Source organism: Methylocystis sp. (assembly GCF_050246715.1).
GTDB lineage: Bacteria > Pseudomonadota > Alphaproteobacteria > Rhizobiales > Beijerinckiaceae > Methylocystis.
The window spans coordinates 1-23528 of record NZ_JBFWVN010000012.1 but is presented as its reverse complement, the minus strand read 5'-3'; the positions used below and the strand labels follow the sequence as shown (position 1 = coordinate 23528).

Below are 23528 nucleotides of genomic sequence, written 5' to 3'. Positions count from 1 at the left end.
TCGGATCGCGATCCGAAATCGAGCCGAGGCTGGACAATGAGAGTAGCTACGGAAGAGCGAGACGATCGCACCGTTTTGAGCATCCAGGAAGATCGCATCGATGCGCATAACTCCGGAGAGCTCAAGAATCTGGTGCTGAAAACGCTTGAGGGCGGCGCACACAATGTGGTGATCGATCTCGCGAGAGTTCAATTTATCGACAGCTCGGGTTTAGGCGCCTTGCTTTCTGGCTATAAGAACGCGAATTTGCGCTCAAGCGGATTTGCGTTGGCGGGGCTGCAGCCGCGCGTGAGATCGATGTTCGAGTTGACAAGGCTGCATAGAGTTTTCGACATTTATCCTAGCCTGCAAACGGCGCTGAGCGCCTGAATGGAAATGGGCGGTGGTCGAAATGTGCGAGACGGCGGTCAATCTGGACATCGTCGTTCCAAATGAAACGCGATATTTGCGTTTCGTTGGCGCGGTCGCCGAACAGCTCGCGAAGGAATTGGACATTCAAGAGGATCAACGCGACACCCTCGCTTTCAATCTCAATCTGGCGCTGACCGAAGCCGTCGCCAACGCGATTCAATACAGCGTCGCAGCGCACGCGAAGGACTCGGTTCGGATCTGTCTTTCCGTTAAAGACGCCTATCTTTCCGTGCGCGTGTTTGATCATGGCGGAGGCTTCGATCTTGCCGCCGTGCCGACGCCCGACTTTGGTGAACTTTGCGAACGTGGCCGCGGCATATTTTTCATCCGTTCTGTGATGGACTCGGTTCAATATCGCAAGACGGATTCGGGCAATGTGCTCGAAATGCGCAAGAAGATCGCATAGACCTCCCGTGTTTGGCTCTCCGGAAACATCGGCGCCCGATACATCCCGCACCGCTGACTGGGATGCGTCGGTTCGCCGCTTCCTCAGCCGCGCCGGACGCCGCATCGGACGCGAACTGTCAGCGGATGCGCTCCGCGGGTTGCCGAAGTCCTATCGCTATCTCGTGCCGGCGTCGCGCGCCGCGCGCGACATCGCGCTGATCGAGAGCGGCGAAGACAGCGCGCGCGAAATCGTCGAACTCCGCCCGCTGCGCGGCGCCGGCGACGCGAGCTACGAAATTCGCCTCATCGGCGCGAAGGAGCGTTCGCTCGACGAACTCCTGCCGATACTGCAGAACCTGGGATTGCGCGTCTCGGATCAAATCCGGTTCAGGCTCAATCTTGGCGCCGGTCCGCGGTTCATACGAAGCTTTGCGGTCGAGCCCTCGGCGCCCGGCGCAATGAGCCTCGCGCGCTGCCGCCCGCGATTGTTGCGGGCGCTCGAAGCGGTGCTTGCGGCGGAGGTCGAAAGCGACGGCTTGAACGGCCTGATCCTGGCGACCGGACTCGATTGGCGTCAGATCGATCTTTTTCGCGCTTACTGCAATTATTATCAGCAGCTCGGCGTCCGGCTCGGGCGCGCCCGCATCTATCTTGGGCTTTTACGAAGTCCGGCGGCCGTCGACCTGCTGTATCGTTATTTCGAAGCGCGATTCAAGCCGGATCACGGGAGACGCGACTCGTTTGAGATCGAACTTGAATTGCTCACGCCGATCCGGGCTCAGCTCGTCGACATTCTCGACAAGGTCGTCGACGGCAGCGACGACCGCATTCTGCGCGACCTCTTCAATCTCATCGACGCCACGGTGCGCACAAACTTCTACTTTTCGGGCGAATCGGCGCGAGACTTCATCGCTTTGAAGATCAGCAGTCTCGGCGTCTTCAACATGCCGGCGCCAAAACCAATGGCGGAAATTTACGTTCATTCTCAGTCGATGGAAGGCGTACATCTTCGCGGCGCCAAGGTCGCGCGCGGCGGCATTCGCTGGTCGGACAGGCCGGAGGATTTTCGTAGCGAAATCCTCGCCCTGATGCAGACCCAGATGATCAAGAACGCGCTCATCGTGCCGCAGGGCGCGAAAGGCGGCTTTGTCCTGAAGCTTCCCTATGAGGACGCGACGCAGCGTCAGCGGCTGGGAAAGGAGGCCTATTCGCAATTCCTGCGCGGGCTGCTCGATCTGACCGACAATCTAAAGGATTCGAAGATCATTCGGCCGCCGGAGCTTGTCGCTTATGACGATCCGGATCCCTATCTCGTCGTCGCGGCTGACAAGGGCACGGCGACATGGGCCGACGTCGCCAACGAGATTTCTCAATCTTACGACTTCTGGCTCGGCGACGCCTTCGCGAGCGGCGGCGCGCACGGCTATCACCACAAGAAATTGGGCATTACCGCGCGCGGCGCGTGGGTTTGCGTCAGACGGCACTTTTATGAGCTTGGTCGCGATGTCGACGCCGAACCTTTTACCGTCGTTGGCGTCGGCTCGATGGATGGCGACGTCTTCGGCAATGGAATGTTGCATACGCCAAATATCCGATTGCTCGGCGCCTTCGATGGCCGGTACATTTTCCTAGACCCCAATCCCGACCCGGAGGTTTCCTTCGCCGAGCGCCGCCGCCTGTTCGATATGCCCCGGTCGACTTGGCGCGACTACAACCCGGCGCTGCTCTCGGAGGGTGGCGGCGTCTATCGGCGCGACGCCAAGGACGTTGCGCTCAGCCCCGAGGTGCGCGCCTGGCTCGGCGTACGGCACAGCACAACCGATGGCGAGGCGCTGGTTCGTTGGCTGTTGACGGCGCCCGTGGACCTGTTGTGGATGGGCGGTATTGGCACATATGTCAAAGCAAGTTCGGAGACGAATGACTGCGTCGGCGACCGCGTTAATGATAGCGCGCGGGTCGATGCGTTGCAGCTTCGCGCCAAAATTGTTGGAGAGGGCGCCAATCTGGGGTTCACCCACAGGGCGCGTATAGAATATGCGCTGAAGGGCGGGCGCATCAACACCGACGCTGTCGACAATTCGGCGGGAGTCGATCTCTCCGATCACGAGGTCAATCTGAAGACGTTGCTGCGCACAAGTAGCGATCGGGATGCGCCGGAGCCTGGCGACTGCAACGCGCTTCTTGAATCCCTAACTCATGAAGTCTGCGCGACCGTGTTGCACGACAATGACCAGCAGAGTCTTTGTCTGTCGTTGGACCGGGCGCGTTGTCTCGTCAATCTCGAACCGCTCATGGATATCGCGGCGCAACTCGAAAACGCCGGCTATATCAATACGACTATGGACGCGTTCCCCACGCGCAAGGATGTCGCGGCGCGCGAGACGAAGGAATTGACGCGGCCGGAACTTGCATTGCTTATGGCGAGCGCGAAACTGGCGCTGAAACAGCGGCTGCTTGAAGACGAGTCATTCCTGCAAGGGTCTTGGGCCAATGAGTTTCTGGCGGGCTATTTTCCCGAATATGTGCGATCTCATTTTCCGGACCGGATCAAAAGCCATTCGCTCGCGCGAGAAATCGCCGTCACGGCGATTTGCAATAGAGTGGTCGATCAGGCGGGCGTCCGTATTCTCCTGCTCGGCGAGGGGCTGACGCCGGCGCTGCTCAGCTATGCCGTGAAACTCTACCTCTCCTTCGATCGAATTTTCGAAGGCGACAGATGGCGCGCGTCCTTCGGCGCGCAAGGCCAGTTCGACGCCGCGCAGGAATATGGACTGCTGCTTCAGCTTGAAGACGCTCTTGCCGACATGTGCCGATGGGCGATGCGGCGCGGCTATCGACTGAGCCCGGATGATGAAGAGATTGAACGCTGGCGTTTTGATCTTCGCGACTACCGCGCGCGCGTGGGCGCCGCCGAACCGGCGGATGGGCTGGGAGAGCCCTACTTCAGTCGCCTGGGCGATTTTCCTTTCCTGGTCGCGCTCAGCCGGGAGTCGGGAGAAGACATGCGCGTGGCCGGCGCCTATTTTGATCAGGCGGCCAATCTTTTCGGACTGAAAAAGCTCACCGCCTTTCTGGAGGAGGTGAAGCCGAGAGATCGATGGGAGCAGCAGTTGCAGGCCGCGCTCGACTCAAGGATGAGGGATGCGGCCGCGCGCATCGCGTCCATGCAATTCCTTACCGGAATCGCCGATCCTCGCGCCTTGTTCCGTAACGTCGGCCTCGAATTCCGGCTCGCCGGTCTTGAGCGGCTGGCCTTCAAACTGGAGTCCTCGCTTTTCAACACGCTCACGCCGATTGCGGCGTTCGTCGCTGAGCTGAATGCGCTCGTCGACTCATGCGACGCCGCCTATCGCACCCGAACCGGCGTCCGCGCGGAAGATGAGCGAAGGCGTCAGGGCGTTTCGGCGCAGGCAGGGGTTTCTTAGCCCGATGGAAACGCTGGCCGCCGATCGCGCCATTCTCGACGCCTTCGATGAGGCGCTTTGCGTTCTTGAGTCTTCTGGCGTCCTGCGAACGATGAACCGCGCCGCCGAACGGCTGACCGGCTATTCCGAGCGCGAGCTTCGCGGCCGATCTTTCTTCTCGCAGCTTGTCGCGCGCAACGGCGGCGACCGCGAACCATCGCGGCCGACGCAGGCCCGCGAACGGCTGTCGTTACGCATTCGTCGCAAGGATCGAACATCGATCGACGTCCGCTGCGAGATCGATCCTCTCGGCGACGACGGCGGCGCGCTCATCAAGCTTCGTCCTATCGACGAGGGGTTGAGCGAGGCGGATGCGCTCGACGACATCAAGGAAAAGCTCGAAACAATCTTCGGCGGCATGGCCGACGGCCTTGTGGCGATCGACGAGGCCGGCGAGATATTGCTGTTCAGCAAAGGCGCGGAGAAGCTTTTCGGCTATCGCGCCAAAGAAGCGCTCGGCGCAAACGTCAAGCTGCTGATGCCTTCGCCCTATCGAGAGGCGCATGACGGCTATCTTGCCGCCTATAAGAAAACCGGCGTCAAGAAGATCATTGGCGTCGGCCGCGAGGTCGTCGGAAGACGAAAGAACGGCACGACCTTCCCGATGTATCTCTCGATCGGCGAAATCCGGCTCAAGGGCAAGCGCTATTTTGTCGGCGTCACCCACGATCTTACCAGGCTCAAACGCGCTGAGGAGCAGCTGCTGACCTTTTCCGCCGCCATCGAGCAAAGTCCGATCGCGGTGATGATCGCCAACAAGGATGGCGAAATTGAATATGTGAACGGCCGGTTTGCGACTCTGACCGGCTATCGGCCGCATGAGCTCATCGGCCAAAATCCGCGCATGCTTCAATCGAAGCAGACGGAGAGCGATCAATATCGGCGCCTGTGGGAAAGCATTTCCGCCGGCGTCGAGTGGCGCGGACAGATTCAGGACAGACGCAAGGACGGCGAGTTCTACTGGGCGTCCGAAATCATCACGCCGTTGCGCGACGCCGGCGGCGCAATCACCCATTATCTCGCCATCCAGCAGGACATCACCGAACAGAAGCGCGACAAGGAGGCGCTGCTCGAGAGCGAGCAGCGCTTCCGGCAGATCGCCGACATGGCCGGCGAGTGGCTGTGGGAGCAGGATAAGGACGGCCGCTACACTTACTGCAGCAGCGCGGTCGAGGACGTGTTGGGGATGAGGCCCGAAGAGGTCGTCGGCAAAACCTATCTTGACCTCTTCGCCAAGGAGCCTGCGAGCGGCGCCGTCGTAAAGAGCGCGGGCGGGCGCATCGCGTCGCGTCGGCCGTTCCACCACGTCGTCAACCATTATCGGCATAAAAACGGCGGCGACGTCTACACCGAGTCGACCGGGGCGCCGGTTTTCGACGAAGACTGCCGGCTCATCAAATGGCGCGGCGTCGACCATGACATGACGGCGCGCAAGAAGTTCGAGGACGCGCTGCGCGTGCGCAATCGCGCAATCGAATCCGTGCCGATCGGAATCGCGATCTGGGATGCGCGGGCGCCCGGCGTTCCCAATGTCTATGTCAATCCGGCGCTCTCCCGGATCACCGGATTCGCCCGCGAGGAACTGCTTGGGCACAGCATGCATCTGTTGCGCGGGCCAGAGACCGATCCCGCGGCGATCGAAGAGATCCGCAACGCCATCGCGCATCGCAAGAGCTGTCAGGTGACGGTGAAATTCTACCGCAAGGACGGCGTCTCCTTCTGGGATGAATTGCTCATCTCGCCGGTCGCCAATGAGGCGGGGCGCATCACCCATTTCGTCAGCGTTCACGCCGATGTTTCCGAGCGGCGCCGGATCGAGGAGAGCCGCCATGAGCTCGAAATCGCCAGGCACATTCAGCTGTCGCTGCTGCCGAGCGCGCCGCTGCGCACGCCGCATATGGAAATCGCCGGAATCTGCGTGCCGGCGACGCATGTCGGCGGCGATTATTTCGACTATTTCGAAAATTCCGGCGTGATCGACATCGTTATCGCCGACGTTTCCGGCCATAGCGTCGGCGCCGCGCTGATCATGACCGAAGTGCGCAGCACGCTGCGCGCCGAGACGCGGCGGTCGACCAACGCCACATGCGGCCCGGCCGAACTTTTGCGCGACCTCAATGAGCTGCTGCACGAGGATCTGTGCGCCTCGGACCTCTTCATCACGATGTTCTGTTGCCGGTTCTCGCCGCAGACGTGCATGCTGCAATACGCCAACGCCGGCCAGAATCCGCCGCTGCTGCTGCGCGCCGGAGGCTTGGCGTGCACGCAGCTCGACGCGGATGGCCTGGTGCTCGGGGTCATGCGCGGCGTCGATTTCAAGGAGGGGAACATCCAACTCGCTCCGGGCGACAGGCTGCTGTTCCACACCGATGGAATCACCGAGACGCAAAACCGCCAGCGCGACTTCTTCGGGCTCGAACGCCTGTCCGCCTCTTTCATGCAGCATCGCGACCTTTCGCCGGGCGACCTCATCAAGGCGACGCTCGCCGACGTGCGCGCCTTTCGCGGCGAGGCGCCCGCGTCGGACGACATCGCCATGGTGGTGGCGGAAGTGCGCTGAACCGTTTGCTCGGGCCATGTCATTCCCGGCAGGCCGAAGGCCTGACCGGGAATCCGGAGCCAATTCAGAAATGCTGGCTTTGCTCTGGATTCCCGATCGCGCTTCGCGCGTCGGGAATGACAGACCCGTTCAAACGGATGCGCCAAAATGGGCGCGCGAAGAGTTCCCGGCGCCGTGAGGCGCGGGGGCGAGCGGTCCGGGACGCCCCGGCCGTCGCTGGCCGCAGCGCTAAGAATTGTCTTCGACTGCCGGTTTCTCCCGGACACGGATCGCGTCGTCTCGCCGCCTCCGGGCTGAGGGAGCCGCTCCCCATCGTTCGGGTAACCGACGCCTGCGCCATCCTCGGATATTGTGGTCCGGGCCTTCAAAGCCTGCACATGAGTTTCGTTCGAGCCTTGCGGCTCTTCGAAGGGGCTCATGCGTCTCCGCGCAAAGGAGAGAAGCCCAAACCGGCGACGCGCCGCCGGACCAGGGAACGAGGGTCGTTCGTCCCGCCGGATCCGTCCCTCGCCGGCGCCGCCCGACCCTGAGCCGCGCCCTCGCTTGACGAAGGCGAGAGGATGATAGGAATTTATTCGCATTTATATACTTGACAAAAGTTGGGACAATGGTAGGATTGCAGTCATAGGGAGTCGCCCATATGACCGCTGTTTTCCAAAACCCCATCTTTCAGGACGAAGACAAAGCCCGCGAGGCGCTTGAAGGCGTCCGCTGGCCCAATGGCGCGATCTGCCCTCACTGCGGCAACGCTGACCCTGACCGTATTGCGCTCATTGCTGGCAAGAAGCAGTCGCATCGGCCTGGCCTCCGTTATTGCCTAGAGTGCAAGAAACAGTTCACCGTCACTGTTGGCACCGTGTTCGAGCGCAGCAAAGTCCCCCTCACAAAGTGGTGGATGGCTGCGCATATGTTCAATTCTGGCAAGAACGGCGTTTCGGCTCACGAAATTCACCGCTCGCTTGGCGTCACCTACAAAACCGCTTGGTTCATGATGCATCGCTTGCGCGAGGCTATGAAAGACCTTGCGCCCGCGCCCATGGGCGGGGAAGGCCAGAGCGTCCAAGCCGACGAAACCTACTACGGCAACTCTTCGAAGCGCGCCAAGGGCTACAAGAAGGGCCACAGCCATAAAGCTGGCGTCGTCGCTCTTGTCGAACCCAAGGGCCGCGCCCGCGTGTTTCACGTCAAGAGCGCCACGGTCGAGACAGTGCGCGAGATACTTGTCACGAATGCCCATCGCAAGTCAGAACTGCATACGGACGAAAGCCGCCTTTATATCAAGGTCGGCAGAGAGTTTGCTGCGCATAAGACCGTTGAGCACGGCATGAACCAGAGCGGCTATTACGTCGGCGACGAAGGCCAAACGACAAACGCCGTCGAGAACTTTTTCGGCAACTTCAAGCGTTCAATGAAGGGCACTTATCGCTTTTGCAGCGAGCAGCACCTACAGCGCTATTTGAACGAATTTGAGTTTCGCCATAACAACCGCACCGCCCTCGGCGTAAACGATGGGGAACGGACGGCACTTGCCATGAAGGGTATAGAAGGCAAGCGCCTGACGTATCGGCCAATTAACTAAACTTAAAAGCAAAAAACATTTCGCTAAGCACTTCTTAGTGTGGAGAAATCGCCGAAATGGCACGTGAAATCCACAGACCTCCACCTTGAGTTGTACAGATTCAGATATATTGGAACGATTTCGAATCGGTCGAGAGACCGGCCCGCTTCTCATTGGCCTGAGAAACCTTGAAGCGGGCCGGGAGACCCGTAACCAATGAGGCTACGAGAAAATGAATCTGCTAAATCCGAATCCCTCTGTCGACTCACCTATCATTGTAAGCTGGTGGGGCGCTAGCAAAACAAAATATGATTTCCAGCTTCACCCTATCGGCGTGCGCTACGATGCCAGAGCCGGAGTCTACATATTCTGTAAGCTCGCGCCAAATTTGCGATGGGACGCGGTGTATGTCGGCGAGACGAATGATTTTAGCGGTCGTATCGCCGACGACCTTCCGTGCCATCACAATTGGCAGAGCATTCGAGCCGCTGGCGCAACCCACATATGCACCTTGCATGTGCCCGGCGACGACGCCTTGCGATTGAGAATCGAAACCGATCTCCGTCATGGTCTTACCCCGCCATGCAATCGTCAATGATTGGTTAACGCTTGGCGTCGGGGCTCGTTCCCGACGCCTTTCTTTTGGGTTTCGAAGCTGGCTGTTCTTGTGCAGACTTTTTCTTGCCGACCTTCATATCGTCGTGAAGTTTCGGCGGCTGGCGCAGAAGTGCGCGCATTAGGAGCTTTGTTTCGTCGATAAGGTCGCTTGCCATGTCCATAGTATCTAAATCATCCCGCTTAAAGATCAAACGGGCCAACAGCCACATTGATACGCTTATCAAGCATTCTGCCCCACTTTCCAGAGACCTGTATGAGATTGGGGTCGAAAGGGCGCGCACCCATGTTTTGTTGGCTAACCCTGATTGCTTTGAGCTTACCTACAGACCCAAAGAGCCAATCTCTCAGCTTTTCGGCTGCATCATCGGGGATGCAGTCAACAACCTCAGAGAATCTCTGGATTACTGGATCACAGCTGCCATTATCGGAGCAACTGGGGCTACCGGGGTTACCGGGAAACAACCTAACTTCCCGTTCCATGATAAATGGGAAGACTTTAAAGCCACCGGCCGTTATCGTTCGGTAGAGAAGGCATTCCCCGACCTTGCAGACTTTATTTTTACAAACGTACAACCGTGCAGGGACATGAACCTCGACCTCTGGGCTATTACCAGCCTCTGCAACGACAACAAACATAACGATTTTGTGCCAATCGTCTCCATTGCTTGCGTTGCAGGCATAAACGCCACGATCGGGACGAATCGAATGAAAGACTGTGCGGCTGGCGGGAACGCGGACAAACCAATCAAACTTATTATGTCCAACTCCCCAATCGCCATAGAAAACAATTTCAGCACGACCGCTGATATAAAGTTCCCAAAAGGGGCTGTTTTCGAGAATCAGCCTGTTATCCCAACTCTCCTTCACCTCTCTCAGGTCACGACGAAGACGATCGATGCCCTCGACAGGTTCATAGAGCCTTACATTAAGTGAAGCACTCTCACTCACGATGCGCCTCCTAACTCAGGCGACGCGCTTACACACTTGACCATTCGGGGAGCCAGCCGCTTTCGCGACGGTCACGAATCTAGGACTACGCTCCTACTTTTGTCAAGTATATAAATGCGAATTTATTCCGGTGGTGTCAATAGGGCCCGTCGGCGTGGAGGACTCCGCGTCCAGGTTAACAGGGCGTCATCTCACCGCGTCATGGCCGCGCTTGTCGCGGCCATCCACGCGCTCACACGACGCAAATGTGAGCGCATGAGTCGGACATGGCGTCTCCTGGCGACGCATTTCGCGATGTCTCGGCGTGGATGCCCGCGACAAGCGCGGGCATGACGGCTGAAGGTAGGCAGAAATTAACCCGAGTTCGAAGGCCTGCGCGTCTTCGTCTCCCATTGAAGGTAGTGACAAGCGGCGCTAACGGGTAATCGGGCAATTTGAAGTTCGCAAAGCGACGGCTGTTCGTCGCGGCTCACATGCTGGCGCCGCTAACCGCCCCGCTTTGATGGCGTTGCGCGTTTCGATCGGCGTTGGCGTTCCGCGTAAATCTTCGCTTCGTCGAAATGATTTTCGTGGCCCCTTATTTTCATGAAGTGCGCGCAATCCGACAGACAGTTCAGCAGTCGCGGCGACGCCTCGGGAAGTCTGGTAATCAGCTCGATCAGTCTTGCGATAATTTTCTGATTGGCGATGTCCTCGTCGGGCGGCGCTTTTCCGGACGTGAGAATATGCGCCGCAATCTGCAGGATGCTCTCTTCCGATATCAGAATATGTCGCTCTGACGCCTTGGCCATTTATGATCCTGCTGCGCGTCCAGGAGAGAGTCGGCTGCCAAAATCTCCATAGGACGTCTGATGCGTTATTCGTTTGAACGCTTCGTGCGAGCCGGAGGCTCGCGGTCCAGATCGCCCGGGACCGACTTTGCGTTTAAGGGCGCTCAAGGCCGTCATTGCGAGGCGCGCAGCGACGAATCAATCCAGAATCGCAGGCGGATTCTGGATTGCTTCGCCTCCAGCTCGCAATGACGACTCCCGTGGCTGTCCGCGCTTCCGGATGCGTAAGCGCGTGAGACGACAGCCTAGCTCTTGCTTTGCCTCTTGACTCGACGCTGAATCAGCCAATTTCACATTTGTGCCCGTTGCTGACGGGGAGTGAAAACAATGCCTGTTTTTCGTATTCGTGAAGTCAAATTCATTGAGACCGAAGGCGGTCACGTCAAGCTTAAGCCCTTGCGCGAATATGAGCGTGAATCATCCGGTGCGGCCAGCGTCGTCGCCGAGGTCAGCCGCTTCTTCGAAATGGAGCTCTCCAGCCCGACGGCGCTCGACGTCGTCGATTTCGACGAGGTGATCATTCTCGATGAAAAGGGCGCGGTGATCGCGCGCTTCGGCGTCGCCGATTTCTGGGAGCAGGAATGGAACGCGGTCGCCGCCAAGGGCGACGCCATGGCCGCGAAAAGCGACGCCGCGCCGATCGCGCGTTCGGCTTAAGGCGATGCTATGAAATAGCTGAACCGGTCACAATAGCTTTGGCGAGCCTCCAGGCTCGCTTGGGCGCCAACAAGCCGGGGTTGGCGCGTTTAATTCGCTGCGCCGACTAGAGCGCGCTGCGAAACGCGGCTTCGACGGCGGCGATGTCAATTTTCACCATGCCGAGCATCGCCTGAAAGGCGCGCGCGGCGGCGGCGCGATCTTCATCCATGAACATGCGCGGCAGGGCTTCGGGCACGATCTGCCAGCAGATTCCGAAACGGTCCTTCAGCCAGCTGCATTGGATTTCGGCGCCCCCGCCCTCGAGCAGCTTTTCCCAAATCTCGTCGGTCTCGCGCTGATCCTTGGTCATCACCGAGATCGAAAAGGCCTCGTTGTGGATCGTGTCGCGACCCATGTTGAGCGCCTGATAGGGCGTCCCGGCGAGGGTGAAGGAGACCAATACCGCCGGCCCGTTCGGCTCGCGGCGGAAGGCGCCTTCGAAATTGGAATCCGGAATGACCGAAACATAGAAGCGCGCCGCTTCCTCCGCCCGATCCTTGAAGGCGAGACAGGTTCTGACTTTCGGATTCATGGGTGCTCCTTGCGATTATTTCGCCGCTGTCATTCTCGACGCGCGCTTGGCGCGCGATCGGGAATCCAGAGCTTCTCCAACATGCGTATTGTGACTCTCGATTCCCGATCAGGCCTGCGGCCTGTCGGGAATGACATTCCCCGCGACACTTACGCTTCGAACGAAAGACTGGACAAGACTGATAAACGTTGATATCAACATAACGCCGCGTTGTCAAAAAAGCCATGTCGAAGAAACTGCCGATCGAGGTCGTTCATGAGGTTCGCGACGCCTGTCTCTGCCTTGCGACGCAACGCGCGGCGCGTCGCTTGGCGCGGCGCTTCGATCGCGCCTTCGCGGCGCTGGAACTCACCAATGGGCAGTTTTCTCTCATGATGGCGCTCAATGCCCCGCAGGCGCCGACATTGGGACGGCTCGCCGAGTTTCTCGCGATGGACCGCACGACCCTGACCGCCGCGCTGAAATCGCTTGAGCGGCGCGGACTGGTCGAAACGCGACTCGATGAGAAGGACCGCCGCGCCCGCCGACTGTTTCTGACGGATGCGGGTCTTGAGAAGCTCGCGGCGGCGCTGCCGATCTGGCGGCGCGAACATGCCGCGCTCGACGCTGAATTGTCGCAAAGCGAAGGCCAAAAGCTTCGCAAAGCGCTGCGAAAGTTAGGGGCTGAAACTCACACTGAAGGAAAGGACTCCCAGCATGAACGCCAATGTTGAGAAAAATACCCCGTGCCTGCGATCGATCACGCCGCATCTCATTTGCGCCGGCGCGTCCGACGCGATCGAGTTTTATAAGAAAGCCTTCGGCGCCGAAGAGACCTTCCGCCTGCCGGGCGCGGACGGAAAACTGATGCACGCCTCGGTGAAGATCGGCGATTCGACGGTGATGCTGGTCGACGAAATGCCGGAATGGGGCGCGCTCGGGCCGAAGGCGCTCAAGGGAACGCCGGTCACGATTCATCTCATGGTCGACGATGTCGATTCTGTCTTCGCGCAGGCCGTCGCCGGAGGCGCGACGGTGAAAATGCCGGTCGCCGACATGTTCTGGGGCGACCGCTACGGCCAGGTGATCGATCCCTTCGGCCATGTTTGGTCGATCGCGACCCATGTCCGCAATTTGACGCCGGAAGAGATCGCGGCGGCGGGACGAGAGGCGATGGCCAAGGGCTGCGCCGAGGCGACAGCCTAGCGCCAAGGCGAACGGCGGATCGGCGCGCTTGCGCCGATCCCTGCGCCGGTCGCGTCGCTTCTAGCCCTTTCGCCCGGTCTGGTGTAGGCATCCGCTTGCATGAGCACTGACGATGGCAAGAAGCGCGGCATGTTTTCCCGCCTGTTCGGCGGCGGCCAAAACGAGTCCGCGCCCGAAACGCCGGTCGAGGCGGCCCCCGAGGAAGAAAAGCGCTCCTGGTGGTCGCGGCTCTCCGGCGGGTTGTCGCGCACCTCGCAGGCGATCACCCAGGGCGTCGCCGACGTTTTCACCAAGCGGAAGCTCGACGCGCTGACGCTCGAAGAGCTCGAAGACGTGCTGCTGCGGGCCGATCTCGGCGTCGGCGCCGCGACTCGGATCACCGAGGCGGTCGGCAAGGCCCGTTACGAGCGCGACATCGACGCCGAGGAAGTGCGCGCTATTCTCGCCAGCGAAGTCGAGCGCGTCCTCGCGCCGGTCGCCGCGCCGCTGATCGTCGACGAGAGCAAGAAGCCCTTCATCATCCTCGTCGTCGGCGTCAATGGCTCGGGCAAGACGACGACGATCGCCAAGCTCGCCGCCAAATGGCGCGGCGAGGGCAAGTCGGTGGTGCTCGCGGCGGGCGACACGTTCCGCGCCGCGGCGGTTGAGCAGCTTAAGGTCTGGGGCGAGCGGCTCGGCGCCGAAGTCGTTTCGGGCGCTGAAGGCGCCGATGCGGCGGCCCTCGCCTTTGACGCGATCCGGCGCGCCAAGGAGCAGGGCGCCGACATTCTGCTCATGGACACGGCGGGGCGGCTGCAAAACCGCGCCGAACTGATGGCCGAGCTTGAAAAAATCGTGCGCGTGATCAAAAAAGCAGAGGCCGAAGCGCCGCATGCGGCGCTGCTGGTTCTCGACGCCACCGTCGGTCAAAACGCGCTGCAGCAGGTCGACGTCTTCGAGCGCGTCGCCGGCGTCACTGGCCTGGTGATGACCAAGCTCGACGGCACGGCGCGCGGCGGCATTCTGGTCGCCATCGCCGAGACCTATGGACTGCCGATCCATTACATCGGGGTCGGCGAAGGCGCAGATGACCTTGAGCCCTTCGAGGCGCGCGACTTTGCGCGGGCGATCGCGGGGCTTGAAGAAACGGCGGATGCGGAAAGCTAAAGACAGATGACGCAGGAAACGGCCGTAGCGGTTAAGAAGAAGCTCAATCCCTGGCTGAAGCTCGCGCTGGAATTAGGACCGCTGCTGCTGTTCTTCGTCGCCAACGCCAAATATGGCATCTTCGCCGCGACTGGCGTGCTGATGGCGGGCGTCGTCCTTACTCTCGCTGTTTCTTGGGCGATCACGCGGCACCTGCCGGCGATGCCGGTCGTCACCGCGGCGATGGTGCTGGTGTTCGGCTCGCTGACCTATTTTCTGCACGATGAAACCTTCATCAAGCTTAAGGTGACGATCCTTTACACGCTGTTTGGCGCCGGCCTCATCGGCGCGCTCTATTTCGGCAAGCTGCTGCTTCCGATCGTCTTCGACATGGCGATCCATATCGATGACGCCGGCTGGCGCAAGCTCACCATACGCTGGGGCCTGTTCTTCTTCGCCCTCGCCGGGCTGAATGAAGTTCTGCGCCGCGTGCTGACGACCGACGCCTGGGTAAATTTCAAGGTCTTCGGCATATTGCCGCTGACGATTATCTTCGCCCTCACTCAGGCGCCGCTGATCATGCGCCATGAAATCCGTCGCGAGGACGAAGATACGGAAGTGCATTTTTGAGGTTAAGTCGGCGCCGCGAATTAAATGCAGCAACTCCGGCCTGTTCGCAGCGATGCGAGCCAGGAGGCTCGCGGTCCGTCGCCCTTGGACCGCGAGCCTCCTGGCCCGCCAAAGCTACTATGACCGACTCAGTTAATTCGCAGCGCGCTCTAACCGACGGCCTCCATCATCAAGAGCGCAGCCGTTTGGGCGATCGAATCGCTTAAGCGGCGTTCGATCTCGACATCACACTTGGCACTTGCCTTTCGTCGCCCGGCCACGCCGAAGTTCATATAGGATTTCAGGCATTTGATTGCAGTCGACCGACGTGCGGGTTGCAATCGCGGCGCGTTCGGGCGAATAGAGTCGCAGGCTTTTTCCGGGGTCGAGTCGAATCATTGCCCAGTCTCATCCGCTTTCTGGTCGTTGTCGCCGCTGTCGTCGCCATCGTCTACGGCGCCATGGTCGCGCTCGTCTCCTATGTGACGCCGCAGCCGCGCCAGATGACTTATACGATTCCAGCGCAGCGGCTGAACAAGTGAGCGCGTCATTCTCGATGCGCGCAGGGCTATCGCGAATTCGGCAAGTGAAGAGACGCAGCGGCGCAGGAGTTCGGGTCAGGCATGCGGCCTGACGAGGATCGACATTCGAGGATCTGAGCGCATGACGCCCGGCGCTTCCCGCCAGCTCGACGCCTTTCTCGACATGCTGGCCGCCGAACGCGGCGCGGCGCGCAATACGCAGGACGCCTATCGGCGCGACCTTTCCGATTACATCGCGCATCTTTCGGCAAACGGCGGCGATCCCGGCGCGGCGACGACGGAAGAGATTCGCGCCTATCTTGCCGCATTGGCGCCGCGCGGCATGTCGGCGGCGACGGTGGCGCGGCGGATTTCGGCGATTCGCCAGTTCCACAAATTTCTCTATGTCGATCGCCATCGCGGCGACGATCCCGCGGCGGCGCTCGAGGGACCGCGCATGCGGCGCAGCGCGCCGGGCGTCTTCTCCACAGCGGAAATCGACCGCTTGCTCGCCGTCGCCGGCGAAGGGCTTGACGATGAGCGCCGGCCGGCGCGCGACCGGCTGCAGGCGACGCGGCTTTATGCGCTGCTCGAAACGCTTTACGCCACCGGCCTGCGCGTCTCCGAACTCGTCTCGCTGCCGAAAAGCGCCGCGCATGCACGCGATCCTTTCATCGCCATTCGCGGCAAGGGCGGGCGCGAGCGCTTGGCGCCGCTGACCGATCGCGCCCGCCGCGCGCTTCTTTCGTACCGCAAGCTGCTTGAGGCGACGGCGCCCGAGCGCGCCGCATCCGCCTTTCTCTTCCCCGCCGACAGCGACAGCGGCCATCTGACGCGCCAGGCCTTCGCCCGCGAACTCAAGGCGCTCGCGAGCGCCGCCGGCCTGTCGGCGTCCGCCATGCATCCGCATGCGCTGCGTCACGCTTTTGCAAGCCATCTGCTGCAGAATGGCGCCGACCTGCGCGTCGTGCAGGAGCTGCTCGGCCACGCCGACATTTCAACGACGCAAATCTATACCCATGTGCTCGACGAGCGCATGCGCGCCATGGTGCGCGATCTACATCCAATGTCGGAAGCCGCGGAAAAAACGCGCTGAGCCGACTCGGGCATTTTCCCGTTGAATGTCGAGATGCGCTCAACGTAAGCTTTGCGCGCATTTTCGCGACCGAGGAGCTGGGCGATGGCGAAGAACGCGATGGACTTTCGACCGGATGAAGAAAATGTCGCCTATATCGGCGCCGGCGTGACGCTCAAGGGCGAAATCTCGGCCTCCGATCTCATCATCGTCGACGGCGCGATCGAGGGCGACGTCTCGGCGCGCGTCATTCAGGTCGGGCAGGGCGGCGTCATTCGCGGCAATGTCAGCGCCACCGAAGCCGACGTCAGCGGCTGGATTTCCGACCATGTCGAAATCAAGCAATTGCTCGTCGTTCGGGCCAGCGGGCGCGTCGAAGGCAGGATCACCTATGGCGAGATCGAGCTGGAGAAGGGCGCCGTCATCGCCGGCGAACTGACGGCGCTCGAGGATTATCGCGCCGCCAAGCCCGCGCCGGCCGCGAAAGCAGGCGGCGAACGCGCCGAACGTGTCGAGGTCGCGGCCGTGCCGCCCAAGTCAGCGAACTTGCCCTCGACCTCGTCGATCGAGCGCATCAATGAGGCGGTGCGCAGCGCCTCGGGCGCCAGGGCCGCCAAGCGGTCTCTGTATCTGGCGGCTGAAGGCGACGGCAAGCGCGCCGCGACGCGCACGCTCATCGGCCGCAAGACGTCCGCGCGCGGCTGAGACTTTTGCTGGCGGAGCGAAGCTTCATTGATTGAATTGATTGGCCGGCGACGCCGCGTCGCAAGGCTGTCTCAGCCCGTTCTCGCGCTTGTGCGGGGGGAGCCGGCGGTCTATAGAACGCTCCTTCCCGCTCCCTTCGTCTAGCGGTCTAGGACGTCGCCCTCTCACGGCGAAAACAGGGGTTCGAGTCCCCTAGGGAGCGCCAATAAAATCAATGTGTTAGCATTGGATTTTGGCCTCGATAGCCCGCCATACGGAAAAAATACGGAAAAGCTGCTCCGGAACGCCGGTGAATTTCGGCGGACGCAGCGCCTATGAACCCCGTCCCGCCCTCGAAAAGGCTGGCGTGATCTTTGTCGACGAAAATGGCGAAGGGCCAGGCGTCAGGTTGAGGAAGCGCAGGTAGTTAGTTGCGCACCCGACCGCGGATTAGCGCTTCGCGGCCATGCCATTGGCGCACCCCGCCTTTTTAACGATCGCGGACGACCGACAGTTTTGTCGCCTTAGTTGCCGGTAGCGGGAGCCAGCTCGTATTTTTCCATAGCCTCGTCGCGCAAGCAGCGCGAAAAGGCTACGTCCAAAGCCACTGTGGTTTGCTGTGGCGGCATGCTCGCAAGCTGACACTGTGCGGCGCTAAGGCAATACCTTTCTTGTAACCGTCGTTGGGCGATTGTCGTCTCGACGGTCATCGGCAGATCCGACTTAGTGAGCAAGGCCTGGTTGGCTTGGGTGTAATCAGTTAGCGCGGCAACACGGCAAGCGTTCCGTTGGTCTGTCGCACTTGCGCTTGAGGCCAAGGCCACGAAGACGATGACTACTGCGGCGATAAATACGCCACAGAAAAATCCGATCACACCGCCAACATCCCTCTCCATCGCTTAAACGGTTCCTCCCTCGTCGATGCAGCCCACTCTTTCGACGAAAGCTGAGTCGACCTTTCTACATAGCCAATGGGCGTCTTTATACTGTGCTTTCATGAAGGGCCACAAATCGGCATGACGACTCGCTTGCTCGTCGCTGCGCTTGCGGCAATGACCTCTGGCGTCTGCTTGGCCGACATCGTCGGGCGAGCGTCAGTGATAGACGGCGATACAATCGAAATTCAGGGACAGCGCATCCGCCTCCATGGGGTCGATGCGCCTGAGAAGGGGCAGCCGTGTTTCGACGCCGCGAACCAACCCTACCGCTGCGGGCAGAACGCAGCGGTGGCTCTGGACGAACTTATCGGACAGTCGCCCGTGTCGTGCCGGGAGAAGGATGTCGACCGCTATGGGCGGACCGTCGCTGCCTGCCGGGTCCGCGGCGAGGATGTAGGGCTTTGGCTGGTCAGAAGCGGCAACGCCTTCGCGTACCGCCGCTATTCGTCGGACTACATTGGCGCGGAGCAGGAGGCCAAGAATAACCGTCGCGGCGTATGGGCAGGACATACACAAGCGCCTTGGGAGTGGCGCAAAGAGCAACGCCATTCCGCGCGATAGCCGCTGCGACCGCTCGCGGCGGGGAGTCCGGTCAGCGCTGAAGCAACAGCGGGTTCTGTCTTGCCGTCTATCACCGCACGATAAATCTACAATGATAGGAATCCCGGCTAAGGAGCAAAAACGATGACAATCAATCTTGATCGGATTTTCGCGGCAGGCTGTCGAAGGAGCCTCTGCCGGGCGCTGGGCATTTCGCTCGTGATAGGATTTGGGCAGCTGGCGGCTGGACCGGCTGCTGCTCAGTTCAATCCCGATGCGCTCGGCCTGCCGCCGTTTGGCACCGATCTGCCGCCATCTGGCGTCGATCTGCCGCCGTCTGGCGTCGAGGGACGTGTTCCGCAAAAGCGATACGGCCAACCCGCGCCAGGTTATCGTCGCTCCCCTTATAGCCGCCGTGATCTGCATCGTGGCCGACGCTAAATGCTGGTCAGTAACTCGTAGGAACACGCTGCGCGCCAACCGTTTCCTGTTGCGCCAGAGCAGTCGATGCGCGCTATGGAGATGCAAACGCAAAATCTGCGTTTGCAGAAGACGCAAGAAGAGAGCCCAGGCCGCTCAGCATCGTGCGTCTATTGCCGAGTTTATCCGGCCGAGGCTCAAGATCGAGCATCAGCGCAGCTTCTGCATGGCGATGGCCTCTGGCAAATCCGCTCCCTCAAGCGTCGCTTGACGCTCACGGAATTTCGCCTCCGTCACCTTGTGCATCTTTTCGATATCCGCGACGAACGCCTTGCCCGGGCTGAGGAAAAAGGGCCGCAAATAGCGGCAGCACGCGGCGCAGCCTTAATTGCAACACAAGGGTTTGGCCCAATTTGTGGCGAACCTCGCCGACAGGCCTTTTCGACGCCAAAGCAATTGGGAGGAAGAAGATGTTGACCAGGACATTGGTGGCACTTTTCGTTTCTATGGCGCTGACTCCTTTTCTGCCGGAGACGGCGCAGGCGTGGGCTGGTTTTCTGCCGGAGACGGCGCACGGGCTGGTTGGCGGCTGCGTACATCGATGTGTGAACACGCACAAAGTCGATCTGAAAGAATGCGGAACGCCTTTGAAAACCGGCCCTCAAGTGTTCGCCGCCTGCGTGCGCGAACAGGCGAACGATCTAAAGGAGTGCGTGTTCGAGTGCAGGCCGTCCCCGGCTTCTCCGTGACACCGCGGTCATGAGCAGAGGCGCGCCTGCGAGATACACCACAGGCGCGTAGTCGTAGACGGACGCTAGCGACTCAGTTGAGGCTCACCTTGTCGGGAAAGCTCCTGTGGGAGAGCCGCAAGAAGTAAGCCCATGCCTTTTCAGCTTCACGCGCTGCCGCAGCCGCCAGCTCGATCGCGGCCAGCGGCTCGACATCGGGATTGTCGCGCAAGACACCTTCGATGAAGTCAGTCAGCGCTCGGCTCGCTGTAAAAGCCGCGCGCAACGATGTGTTGAACGCCTCGCGAGCCTCGGCGCTTTCGAACGGCGACGGCGGTTTCTTGGGCTTTCTCAATATGTTTTCGGATATTGGCGGTAAGCGGCCTTGCCGTAAATATCAAACATCGTCCTGGCTCCGCCGAAAAACGTCCCAAGCCCCTGCGTCAGTGCGGAGCTCCGCAATCGGCTCGCCTGAACGCCTTTCGAGTTATAGGTGTTGACGCCCTCAATCAGCGCGTTATCCGAGGCACTGTTCATCTGATTGAACTGATCCTGTCCGCCAAACATCTCGAGCGCCTTGTTGAATTCGCCCTGGTTTTCGATAAGCGCTTCCTGATTGACGACAGTCGCATCGGACGCTCCGGCTCCAGATGCCCCAGCGACCGCCTTCGCGCGCGATAGCGCCATGTTCTTGTCGATGACACTACCTTCGGCGCGCCGCTGAGCGCCGGCAAGAGCAGTATCGGCTCCATAGCGGAGCGACTTCGCCTGATTGGCAGCGTTGATCAGATCATAGGGCCGTGAAGCATCGATCGCTCCCGCCTCCGCCATGCCGGATCGATATTCGCCATAGCCGCCGACAAGCGCTCCAGCCCCAGCCGTTCCCATGGCGAAGCGTGCAAGATTACTAATCCCGCTCATTTTCCCTCCAGTTCCCGCTCGCCCTTCGCCCAGGCGAAAGCGATGCGCCGCGCCGCCTCCAGCGGAGACAATTCGCGCGTCTCGATTGGGCCGCCATCTTTGCCGGAGTGCTCATGGCGGTCGACGAACATTCCAAGGTGCTTGCCGATCTTCTCAAGAGCGCCGAGCTTGTCGTGAAACTTGATTTTTATGCCGTCGCGCGTCTGCGCGACCTCCGCAATCGCCGCAGCCGTGTCGTCGTCAATCTCGACGCTGTCCAGCATGGCGACGCCGTTACTGATGGCCTCGTTGCCGTCCGCATCCTTGACGGCGACTTCTTCGCCCCATCGGACAGCCTTCCGAATGTCGGCGTAGCCGATCTTGGCGAGTTCAAGCAGGGTGCGCTCGATGGTGATCTCGGCACGCTTGGCCGCAGCCGCCCGGATTTCCTGAATCCTTAGCGCCACCCTAGCGTCGGTTAGCAGTCGGGAAGCGCTGGCGTCGACGGCGTCTTCGTTCTCGCCCTCATAACCCGCCGCACGATAAGCCTCCCGCTGAGACGCGCCTTTGGCGATCTCTCGGGCGAAGATTTCGTGGCGGGGGTTCTCCAGGACAGGCATCAATTCCCCGCGCGCGCTCGTTCAGCAGCGATCCTTGAAAGAACGTCAAATGCGGTAGTCTTGTTTCCGATACCGCCTTTGAGCACGACCCCATCCGCAATGCGAACAACGCACCATTTGTTGACCGGACCCCGCCATCTCGCCCGCATGTCATCGCCCGCACTTTGATCCTCGACCTCTTGCCCGCCCATTTCGATGCGGCCCAATTCGACGACGCGGCAGCCCTGGTGCCAGACATCGCAGACTAGCAGCTCCAGACGCCACTCGCATGAATCGACGCCGACTTCGATCACGTCGTAAGGTTGTATCTGTCCGGAGAGATGCCGCCAGAAATCAGGCTTCAGCACGTCTTCTGCCTGGATGTTCGTTTCGACAGTCGCGAACCAAACATTGCGCTGCGTTTCAGCGGTCTGAAAACGATGTTGGAGAAGGGCGGGCGCATCGGTCAATGTATTGTCTCCATTTCCTCTAGGTTTGCGATCAATACGCGCACGATCTCAGCGACAGGGCTGTCTGCTGCGTCCATTTGCTCGGCAAGCAGAAGGCCGTCGCCGAGATGACGGCGCGCTAGTCGAAGAGAAGCGCCGGTTGGATCAATTGCGCTGGCGAGCGCATCGACAACGCAGGCGAGCGCAAGCGCGGTTTGGTTTGTGTCGAGCGAGGACATGAGCGGAATCTATGCGCGCGGATTCTCATGCGCCATGCCGAGATTTTGGGAATTAGAGATTTTTGAGTTTTTGTGCGCGGACGCGGGCAAAATAGTCGGCGACGCGGCCGTCTCTTTGTCCGGCGTGATAGGCGTTCAGCGCTGCTTTATCGCCGTCCCGGAACATCGCAAGGGCGACGCGCGAGCCCCACCAGCGGCCAGCAATGCGTCGGCCGAGTCCGTGCTCAGCACACCAGTTGCGCGCCGTCTGTTCTGATATGCCGGCGAGCCGCGCCATAATGCGGATTGGGATCGCTTCGTCGTGATCGAATGGAACAAGAATCTTCGGATCGTCTGTCATGCCGCTGCCCTCCCTTCCCGCAGCAGGCCGGCGACACCGATCAGCGCCGCCTCGGCGCGATCGCAGTCACACTTGCGGGCGAAAAGCGCCGCCTGCGAAGGCCATCGGCTGATTGCGACGCTGCGCGCGCTGTCCTTGTTTTCCTTGCCCGGCGCTATGCCAGCGCTTCGTTTCCAGGCCGGCGGCGCGATCAATTCGAGAGGAACGCCCGCAGCGGCGAGCACGCCCTCGATGATTCCGCGCGTGCGGCCAAAGCCGAAGGCTCCGGCTGTTCCATCTGTCGGACGAGGCCCGACCAATTCGCAATAGGCGCGGCTCGCTTGCGTCGAATAGATGATGCTGGCGAACAGTGCCGGATTAACGGCTCGGCGTCCTTTCGCGCCATCGAGCAACGTCGGCATGTCACGGATTTCGACAAGCTCGCCGCTGTCGGTCAGAACCGCGATTGCGCCATCAAGGCCGGGGTCTATTCCGAGGATCGTCATCGCGCCGCGCCCTCCGCCAACAAATCGAGCACAGCGCCGACAATTCCGGACGGCCGACCATCGCTCTCGCGCGTCACGGCGGCGCGGATGGCTTCATGAGGAACGCCATATTGCAGGGCGAGCGAAAGGCAGACGGCCGCGTCGCGGGCGTCATCTGCGGCGTCGGTGGATTGCTTTTCCGCATCGATGAAGATTTCCGCCACCGATCCGTCAGGGAATCGGCCAACGCCCGCCGTGTAGGGCCGCCCCCGGAAGGAAAAACGGATAGCTTCATGCGCGCGGCGATTTTGGAGACGGTGACGGTTCATCGTCCCGCCCTCCATTTCTCAAAACCGACAACGACCCTCTCGTCCCGGGCGATGTTGCGGATCGTCAGCCGGCCATCGCGCCAGCCTTCGACGGGACGCGCCCACCAATCGCGCCGCCGCTCGCGCTCGGCTTCCATGCGCTCGTAAATCTTCTGATATCTTCCGCACGCGAGAGAGCTCACTCGAGCCGCATCTCCCTTGGCTCGACGCGCAATGGGCCGCCGGCAACCGCAATGGCGCTGGCCTGTGGGTAAGCGTGATCGGACGACCGCCTACCGCTCTGCATGTGGAGTTGATTAGGTGTCCACCATCGAAGAGGTGGACACCAGATGGCGGCTGCGAATGATGGTGTTGGTGCGGGGCGTCGGACGTGGAG

At 60.7% G+C, this 23528-nt stretch carries 29 protein-coding genes, 1 tRNA gene and 1 pseudogene; 19 read left to right on the top strand and 12 right to left on the bottom strand.

The annotated features are described in order from the left end of the window. Positions 1-36 precede the first annotated feature (36 nt). The 6 genes from AB7I51_RS06425 to AB7I51_RS06400 all read left to right on the top strand — a co-directional run bounded on the left by AB7I51_RS06425 (position 37) and on the right by AB7I51_RS06400 (position 9931). Entirely contained in the window at positions 37-369 is a 333-nt protein-coding gene (locus AB7I51_RS06425) for an STAS domain-containing protein (RefSeq protein WP_428403508.1), read from the top strand. 22 nt (positions 370-391) lie between these two features. Then, positions 392-817: an ATP-binding protein gene (locus tag AB7I51_RS06420; RefSeq protein WP_428403540.1), complete on the top strand. Its 426-nt coding sequence runs from the start codon at positions 392-394 to the stop codon at positions 815-817. A gap of 139 nt (positions 818-956) precedes the next feature. Beyond that, positions 957-4223 (top strand): NAD-glutamate dehydrogenase domain-containing protein, encoded by a 3267-nt coding sequence (locus tag AB7I51_RS06415; RefSeq protein WP_428403509.1) that lies wholly within the window; start codon positions 957-959, stop codon positions 4221-4223. Next, the gene (locus tag AB7I51_RS06410) at positions 4177-6822 is read left to right on the top strand and encodes a PAS domain S-box protein (protein WP_428403510.1); all 2646 of its coding nucleotides are present in this window, start codon (positions 4177-4179) and stop codon (positions 6820-6822) included. Before AB7I51_RS06415 ends, AB7I51_RS06410 begins: the two co-directional genes overlap by 47 nt. Positions 6823-7462: 640 nt before the next feature. Continuing rightward, the gene (locus AB7I51_RS06405; protein ID WP_428403511.1) at positions 7463-8401 is read left to right on the top strand and encodes an IS1595 family transposase; all 939 of its coding nucleotides are present in this window, start codon (positions 7463-7465) and stop codon (positions 8399-8401) included. Positions 8402-9151: 750 nt separating this feature from the next. Beyond that, positions 9152-9931 carry a hypothetical protein gene (locus tag AB7I51_RS06400; RefSeq protein WP_428403512.1) on the top strand — a complete coding sequence of 260 codons (780 nt, stop codon included), beginning with the start codon at positions 9152-9154 and terminating at the stop codon, positions 9929-9931. A gap of 500 nt (positions 9932-10431) precedes the next feature. On the opposite strand, the gene AB7I51_RS06395 is transcribed toward AB7I51_RS06400, so the two are convergent. Then, a complete protein-coding gene (locus AB7I51_RS06395; RefSeq protein ID WP_428403513.1) occupies positions 10432-10737 on the bottom strand; it encodes a hypothetical protein in 306 nt (101 codons plus the stop codon). 366 nt (positions 10738-11103) lie between these two features. Here AB7I51_RS06395 and AB7I51_RS06390 point away from each other — a divergent pair, with 366 nt between their 5' ends. Beyond that, positions 11104-11433 carry a hypothetical protein gene (locus AB7I51_RS06390; protein WP_428403514.1) on the top strand — a complete coding sequence of 110 codons (330 nt, stop codon included), beginning with the start codon at positions 11104-11106 and terminating at the stop codon, positions 11431-11433. A gap of 106 nt (positions 11434-11539) precedes the next feature. Here AB7I51_RS06390 and AB7I51_RS06385 read toward each other — a convergent pair whose 3' ends face one another. After that, positions 11540-12007, bottom strand: coding sequence for a VOC family protein (locus tag AB7I51_RS06385; protein WP_428403515.1), 468 nt, complete (start codon positions 12005-12007; stop codon positions 11540-11542). 224 nt (positions 12008-12231) lie between these two features. Between AB7I51_RS06385 and AB7I51_RS06380 the strand changes: the two genes are divergently transcribed. The 9 genes and pseudogenes from AB7I51_RS06380 to AB7I51_RS06340 all read left to right on the top strand — a co-directional run. Next, positions 12232-12720 (top strand): MarR family winged helix-turn-helix transcriptional regulator, encoded by a 489-nt coding sequence (locus tag AB7I51_RS06380; protein ID WP_428403516.1) that lies wholly within the window; start codon positions 12232-12234, stop codon positions 12718-12720. Then, positions 12704-13192, top strand: a complete 489-nt coding sequence (locus AB7I51_RS06375; protein ID WP_428403517.1) for a VOC family protein — start codon at positions 12704-12706, stop codon at positions 13190-13192. The genes AB7I51_RS06380 and AB7I51_RS06375 overlap by 17 nt, the downstream gene beginning before the upstream one ends. A gap of 99 nt (positions 13193-13291) precedes the next feature. Then, the gene (gene ftsY, locus AB7I51_RS06370; RefSeq protein ID WP_428403518.1) at positions 13292-14338 is read left to right on the top strand and encodes a signal recognition particle-docking protein FtsY; all 1047 of its coding nucleotides are present in this window, start codon (positions 13292-13294) and stop codon (positions 14336-14338) included. Between the two features lie 6 nt (positions 14339-14344). Beyond that, complete coding sequence (locus tag AB7I51_RS06365; protein WP_428403519.1) at positions 14345-14947, top strand: septation protein A; 603 nt, start codon at positions 14345-14347, stop codon at positions 14945-14947. A gap of 377 nt (positions 14948-15324) precedes the next feature. Further along, positions 15325-15468 carry an oxidoreductase gene (locus tag AB7I51_RS06360; protein WP_428403520.1) on the top strand — a complete coding sequence of 48 codons (144 nt, stop codon included), beginning with the start codon at positions 15325-15327 and terminating at the stop codon, positions 15466-15468. Between the two features lie 121 nt (positions 15469-15589). Next, complete coding sequence (locus AB7I51_RS06355) at positions 15590-16543, top strand: tyrosine recombinase (protein WP_428403521.1); 954 nt, start codon at positions 15590-15592, stop codon at positions 16541-16543. An 84-nt stretch (positions 16544-16627) separates the two neighbouring features. Beyond that, positions 16628-17227 carry a bactofilin family protein gene (locus tag AB7I51_RS06350; protein WP_428403522.1) on the top strand — a complete coding sequence of 200 codons (600 nt, stop codon included), beginning with the start codon at positions 16628-16630 and terminating at the stop codon, positions 17225-17227. A 129-nt stretch (positions 17228-17356) separates the two neighbouring features. Continuing rightward, positions 17357-17432 (top strand) — tRNA-Glu (locus tag AB7I51_RS06345). A 117-nt stretch (positions 17433-17549) separates the two neighbouring features. Next, positions 17550-17633, top strand: a pseudogene (locus tag AB7I51_RS06340) (transcriptional regulator); the annotation flags it as partial. A 97-nt stretch (positions 17634-17730) separates the two neighbouring features. On the opposite strand, the gene AB7I51_RS06335 reads toward AB7I51_RS06340, so the two are convergent. Then, positions 17731-18102, bottom strand: a complete 372-nt coding sequence (locus tag AB7I51_RS06335; RefSeq protein ID WP_428403523.1) for a hypothetical protein — start codon at positions 18100-18102, stop codon at positions 17731-17733. A 174-nt stretch (positions 18103-18276) separates the two neighbouring features. Here AB7I51_RS06335 and AB7I51_RS06330 point away from each other — a divergent pair, with 174 nt between their 5' ends. The 3 genes from AB7I51_RS06330 to AB7I51_RS06320 all read left to right on the top strand — a co-directional run bounded on the left by AB7I51_RS06330 (position 18277) and on the right by AB7I51_RS06320 (position 19853). Then, positions 18277-18705 carry a thermonuclease family protein gene (locus AB7I51_RS06330; protein WP_428403524.1) on the top strand — a complete coding sequence of 143 codons (429 nt, stop codon included), beginning with the start codon at positions 18277-18279 and terminating at the stop codon, positions 18703-18705. 123 nt (positions 18706-18828) lie between these two features. Next, on the top strand, positions 18829-19125 hold the full coding sequence (locus AB7I51_RS06325; RefSeq protein WP_428403525.1) for a hypothetical protein: 297 nt from the start codon (positions 18829-18831) through the stop codon (positions 19123-19125). A 449-nt stretch (positions 19126-19574) separates the two neighbouring features. Next, the gene (locus AB7I51_RS06320; RefSeq protein ID WP_428403526.1) at positions 19575-19853 is read left to right on the top strand and encodes a hypothetical protein; all 279 of its coding nucleotides are present in this window, start codon (positions 19575-19577) and stop codon (positions 19851-19853) included. 73 nt (positions 19854-19926) lie between these two features. On the opposite strand, the gene AB7I51_RS06315 is transcribed toward AB7I51_RS06320, so the two are convergent. The 9 genes from AB7I51_RS06315 to AB7I51_RS06275 all read right to left on the bottom strand — a co-directional run bounded on the left by AB7I51_RS06315 (position 19927) and on the right by AB7I51_RS06275 (position 23334). After that, a complete protein-coding gene (locus AB7I51_RS06315) occupies positions 19927-20064 on the bottom strand; it encodes a hypothetical protein (RefSeq protein ID WP_428406157.1) in 138 nt (45 codons plus the stop codon). Positions 20065-20183: 119 nt separating this feature from the next. After that, positions 20184-20753, bottom strand: a complete 570-nt coding sequence (locus tag AB7I51_RS06310; protein ID WP_428403528.1) for a hypothetical protein — start codon at positions 20751-20753, stop codon at positions 20184-20186. Further along, positions 20750-21352, bottom strand: a complete 603-nt coding sequence (locus tag AB7I51_RS06305) for a terminase small subunit (protein WP_428403529.1) — start codon at positions 21350-21352, stop codon at positions 20750-20752. Before AB7I51_RS06305 ends, AB7I51_RS06310 begins: the two co-directional genes overlap by 4 nt. Next, positions 21352-21801, bottom strand: a complete 450-nt coding sequence (locus tag AB7I51_RS06300) for a hypothetical protein (RefSeq protein ID WP_428403530.1) — start codon at positions 21799-21801, stop codon at positions 21352-21354. Before AB7I51_RS06300 ends, AB7I51_RS06305 begins: the two co-directional genes overlap by 1 nt. Further along, complete coding sequence (locus tag AB7I51_RS06295; RefSeq protein WP_428403531.1) at positions 21798-22019, bottom strand: hypothetical protein; 222 nt, start codon at positions 22017-22019, stop codon at positions 21798-21800. The genes AB7I51_RS06300 and AB7I51_RS06295 overlap by 4 nt, the downstream gene beginning before the upstream one ends. 52 nt (positions 22020-22071) lie before the next feature. Further along, positions 22072-22359 (bottom strand): hypothetical protein, encoded by a 288-nt coding sequence (locus AB7I51_RS06290; protein WP_428403532.1) that lies wholly within the window; start codon positions 22357-22359, stop codon positions 22072-22074. After that, on the bottom strand, positions 22356-22844 hold the full coding sequence (locus AB7I51_RS06285; protein ID WP_428403533.1) for a hypothetical protein: 489 nt from the start codon (positions 22842-22844) through the stop codon (positions 22356-22358). Before AB7I51_RS06285 ends, AB7I51_RS06290 begins: the two co-directional genes overlap by 4 nt. Further along, positions 22841-23152: a hypothetical protein gene (locus tag AB7I51_RS06280; RefSeq protein WP_428403534.1), complete on the bottom strand. Its 312-nt coding sequence runs from the start codon at positions 23150-23152 to the stop codon at positions 22841-22843. The genes AB7I51_RS06285 and AB7I51_RS06280 overlap by 4 nt, the downstream gene beginning before the upstream one ends. Further along, positions 23149-23334: a hypothetical protein gene (locus tag AB7I51_RS06275; RefSeq protein ID WP_428403535.1), complete on the bottom strand. Its 186-nt coding sequence runs from the start codon at positions 23332-23334 to the stop codon at positions 23149-23151. The genes AB7I51_RS06280 and AB7I51_RS06275 overlap by 4 nt, the downstream gene beginning before the upstream one ends. Positions 23335-23528 lie beyond the last annotated feature (194 nt).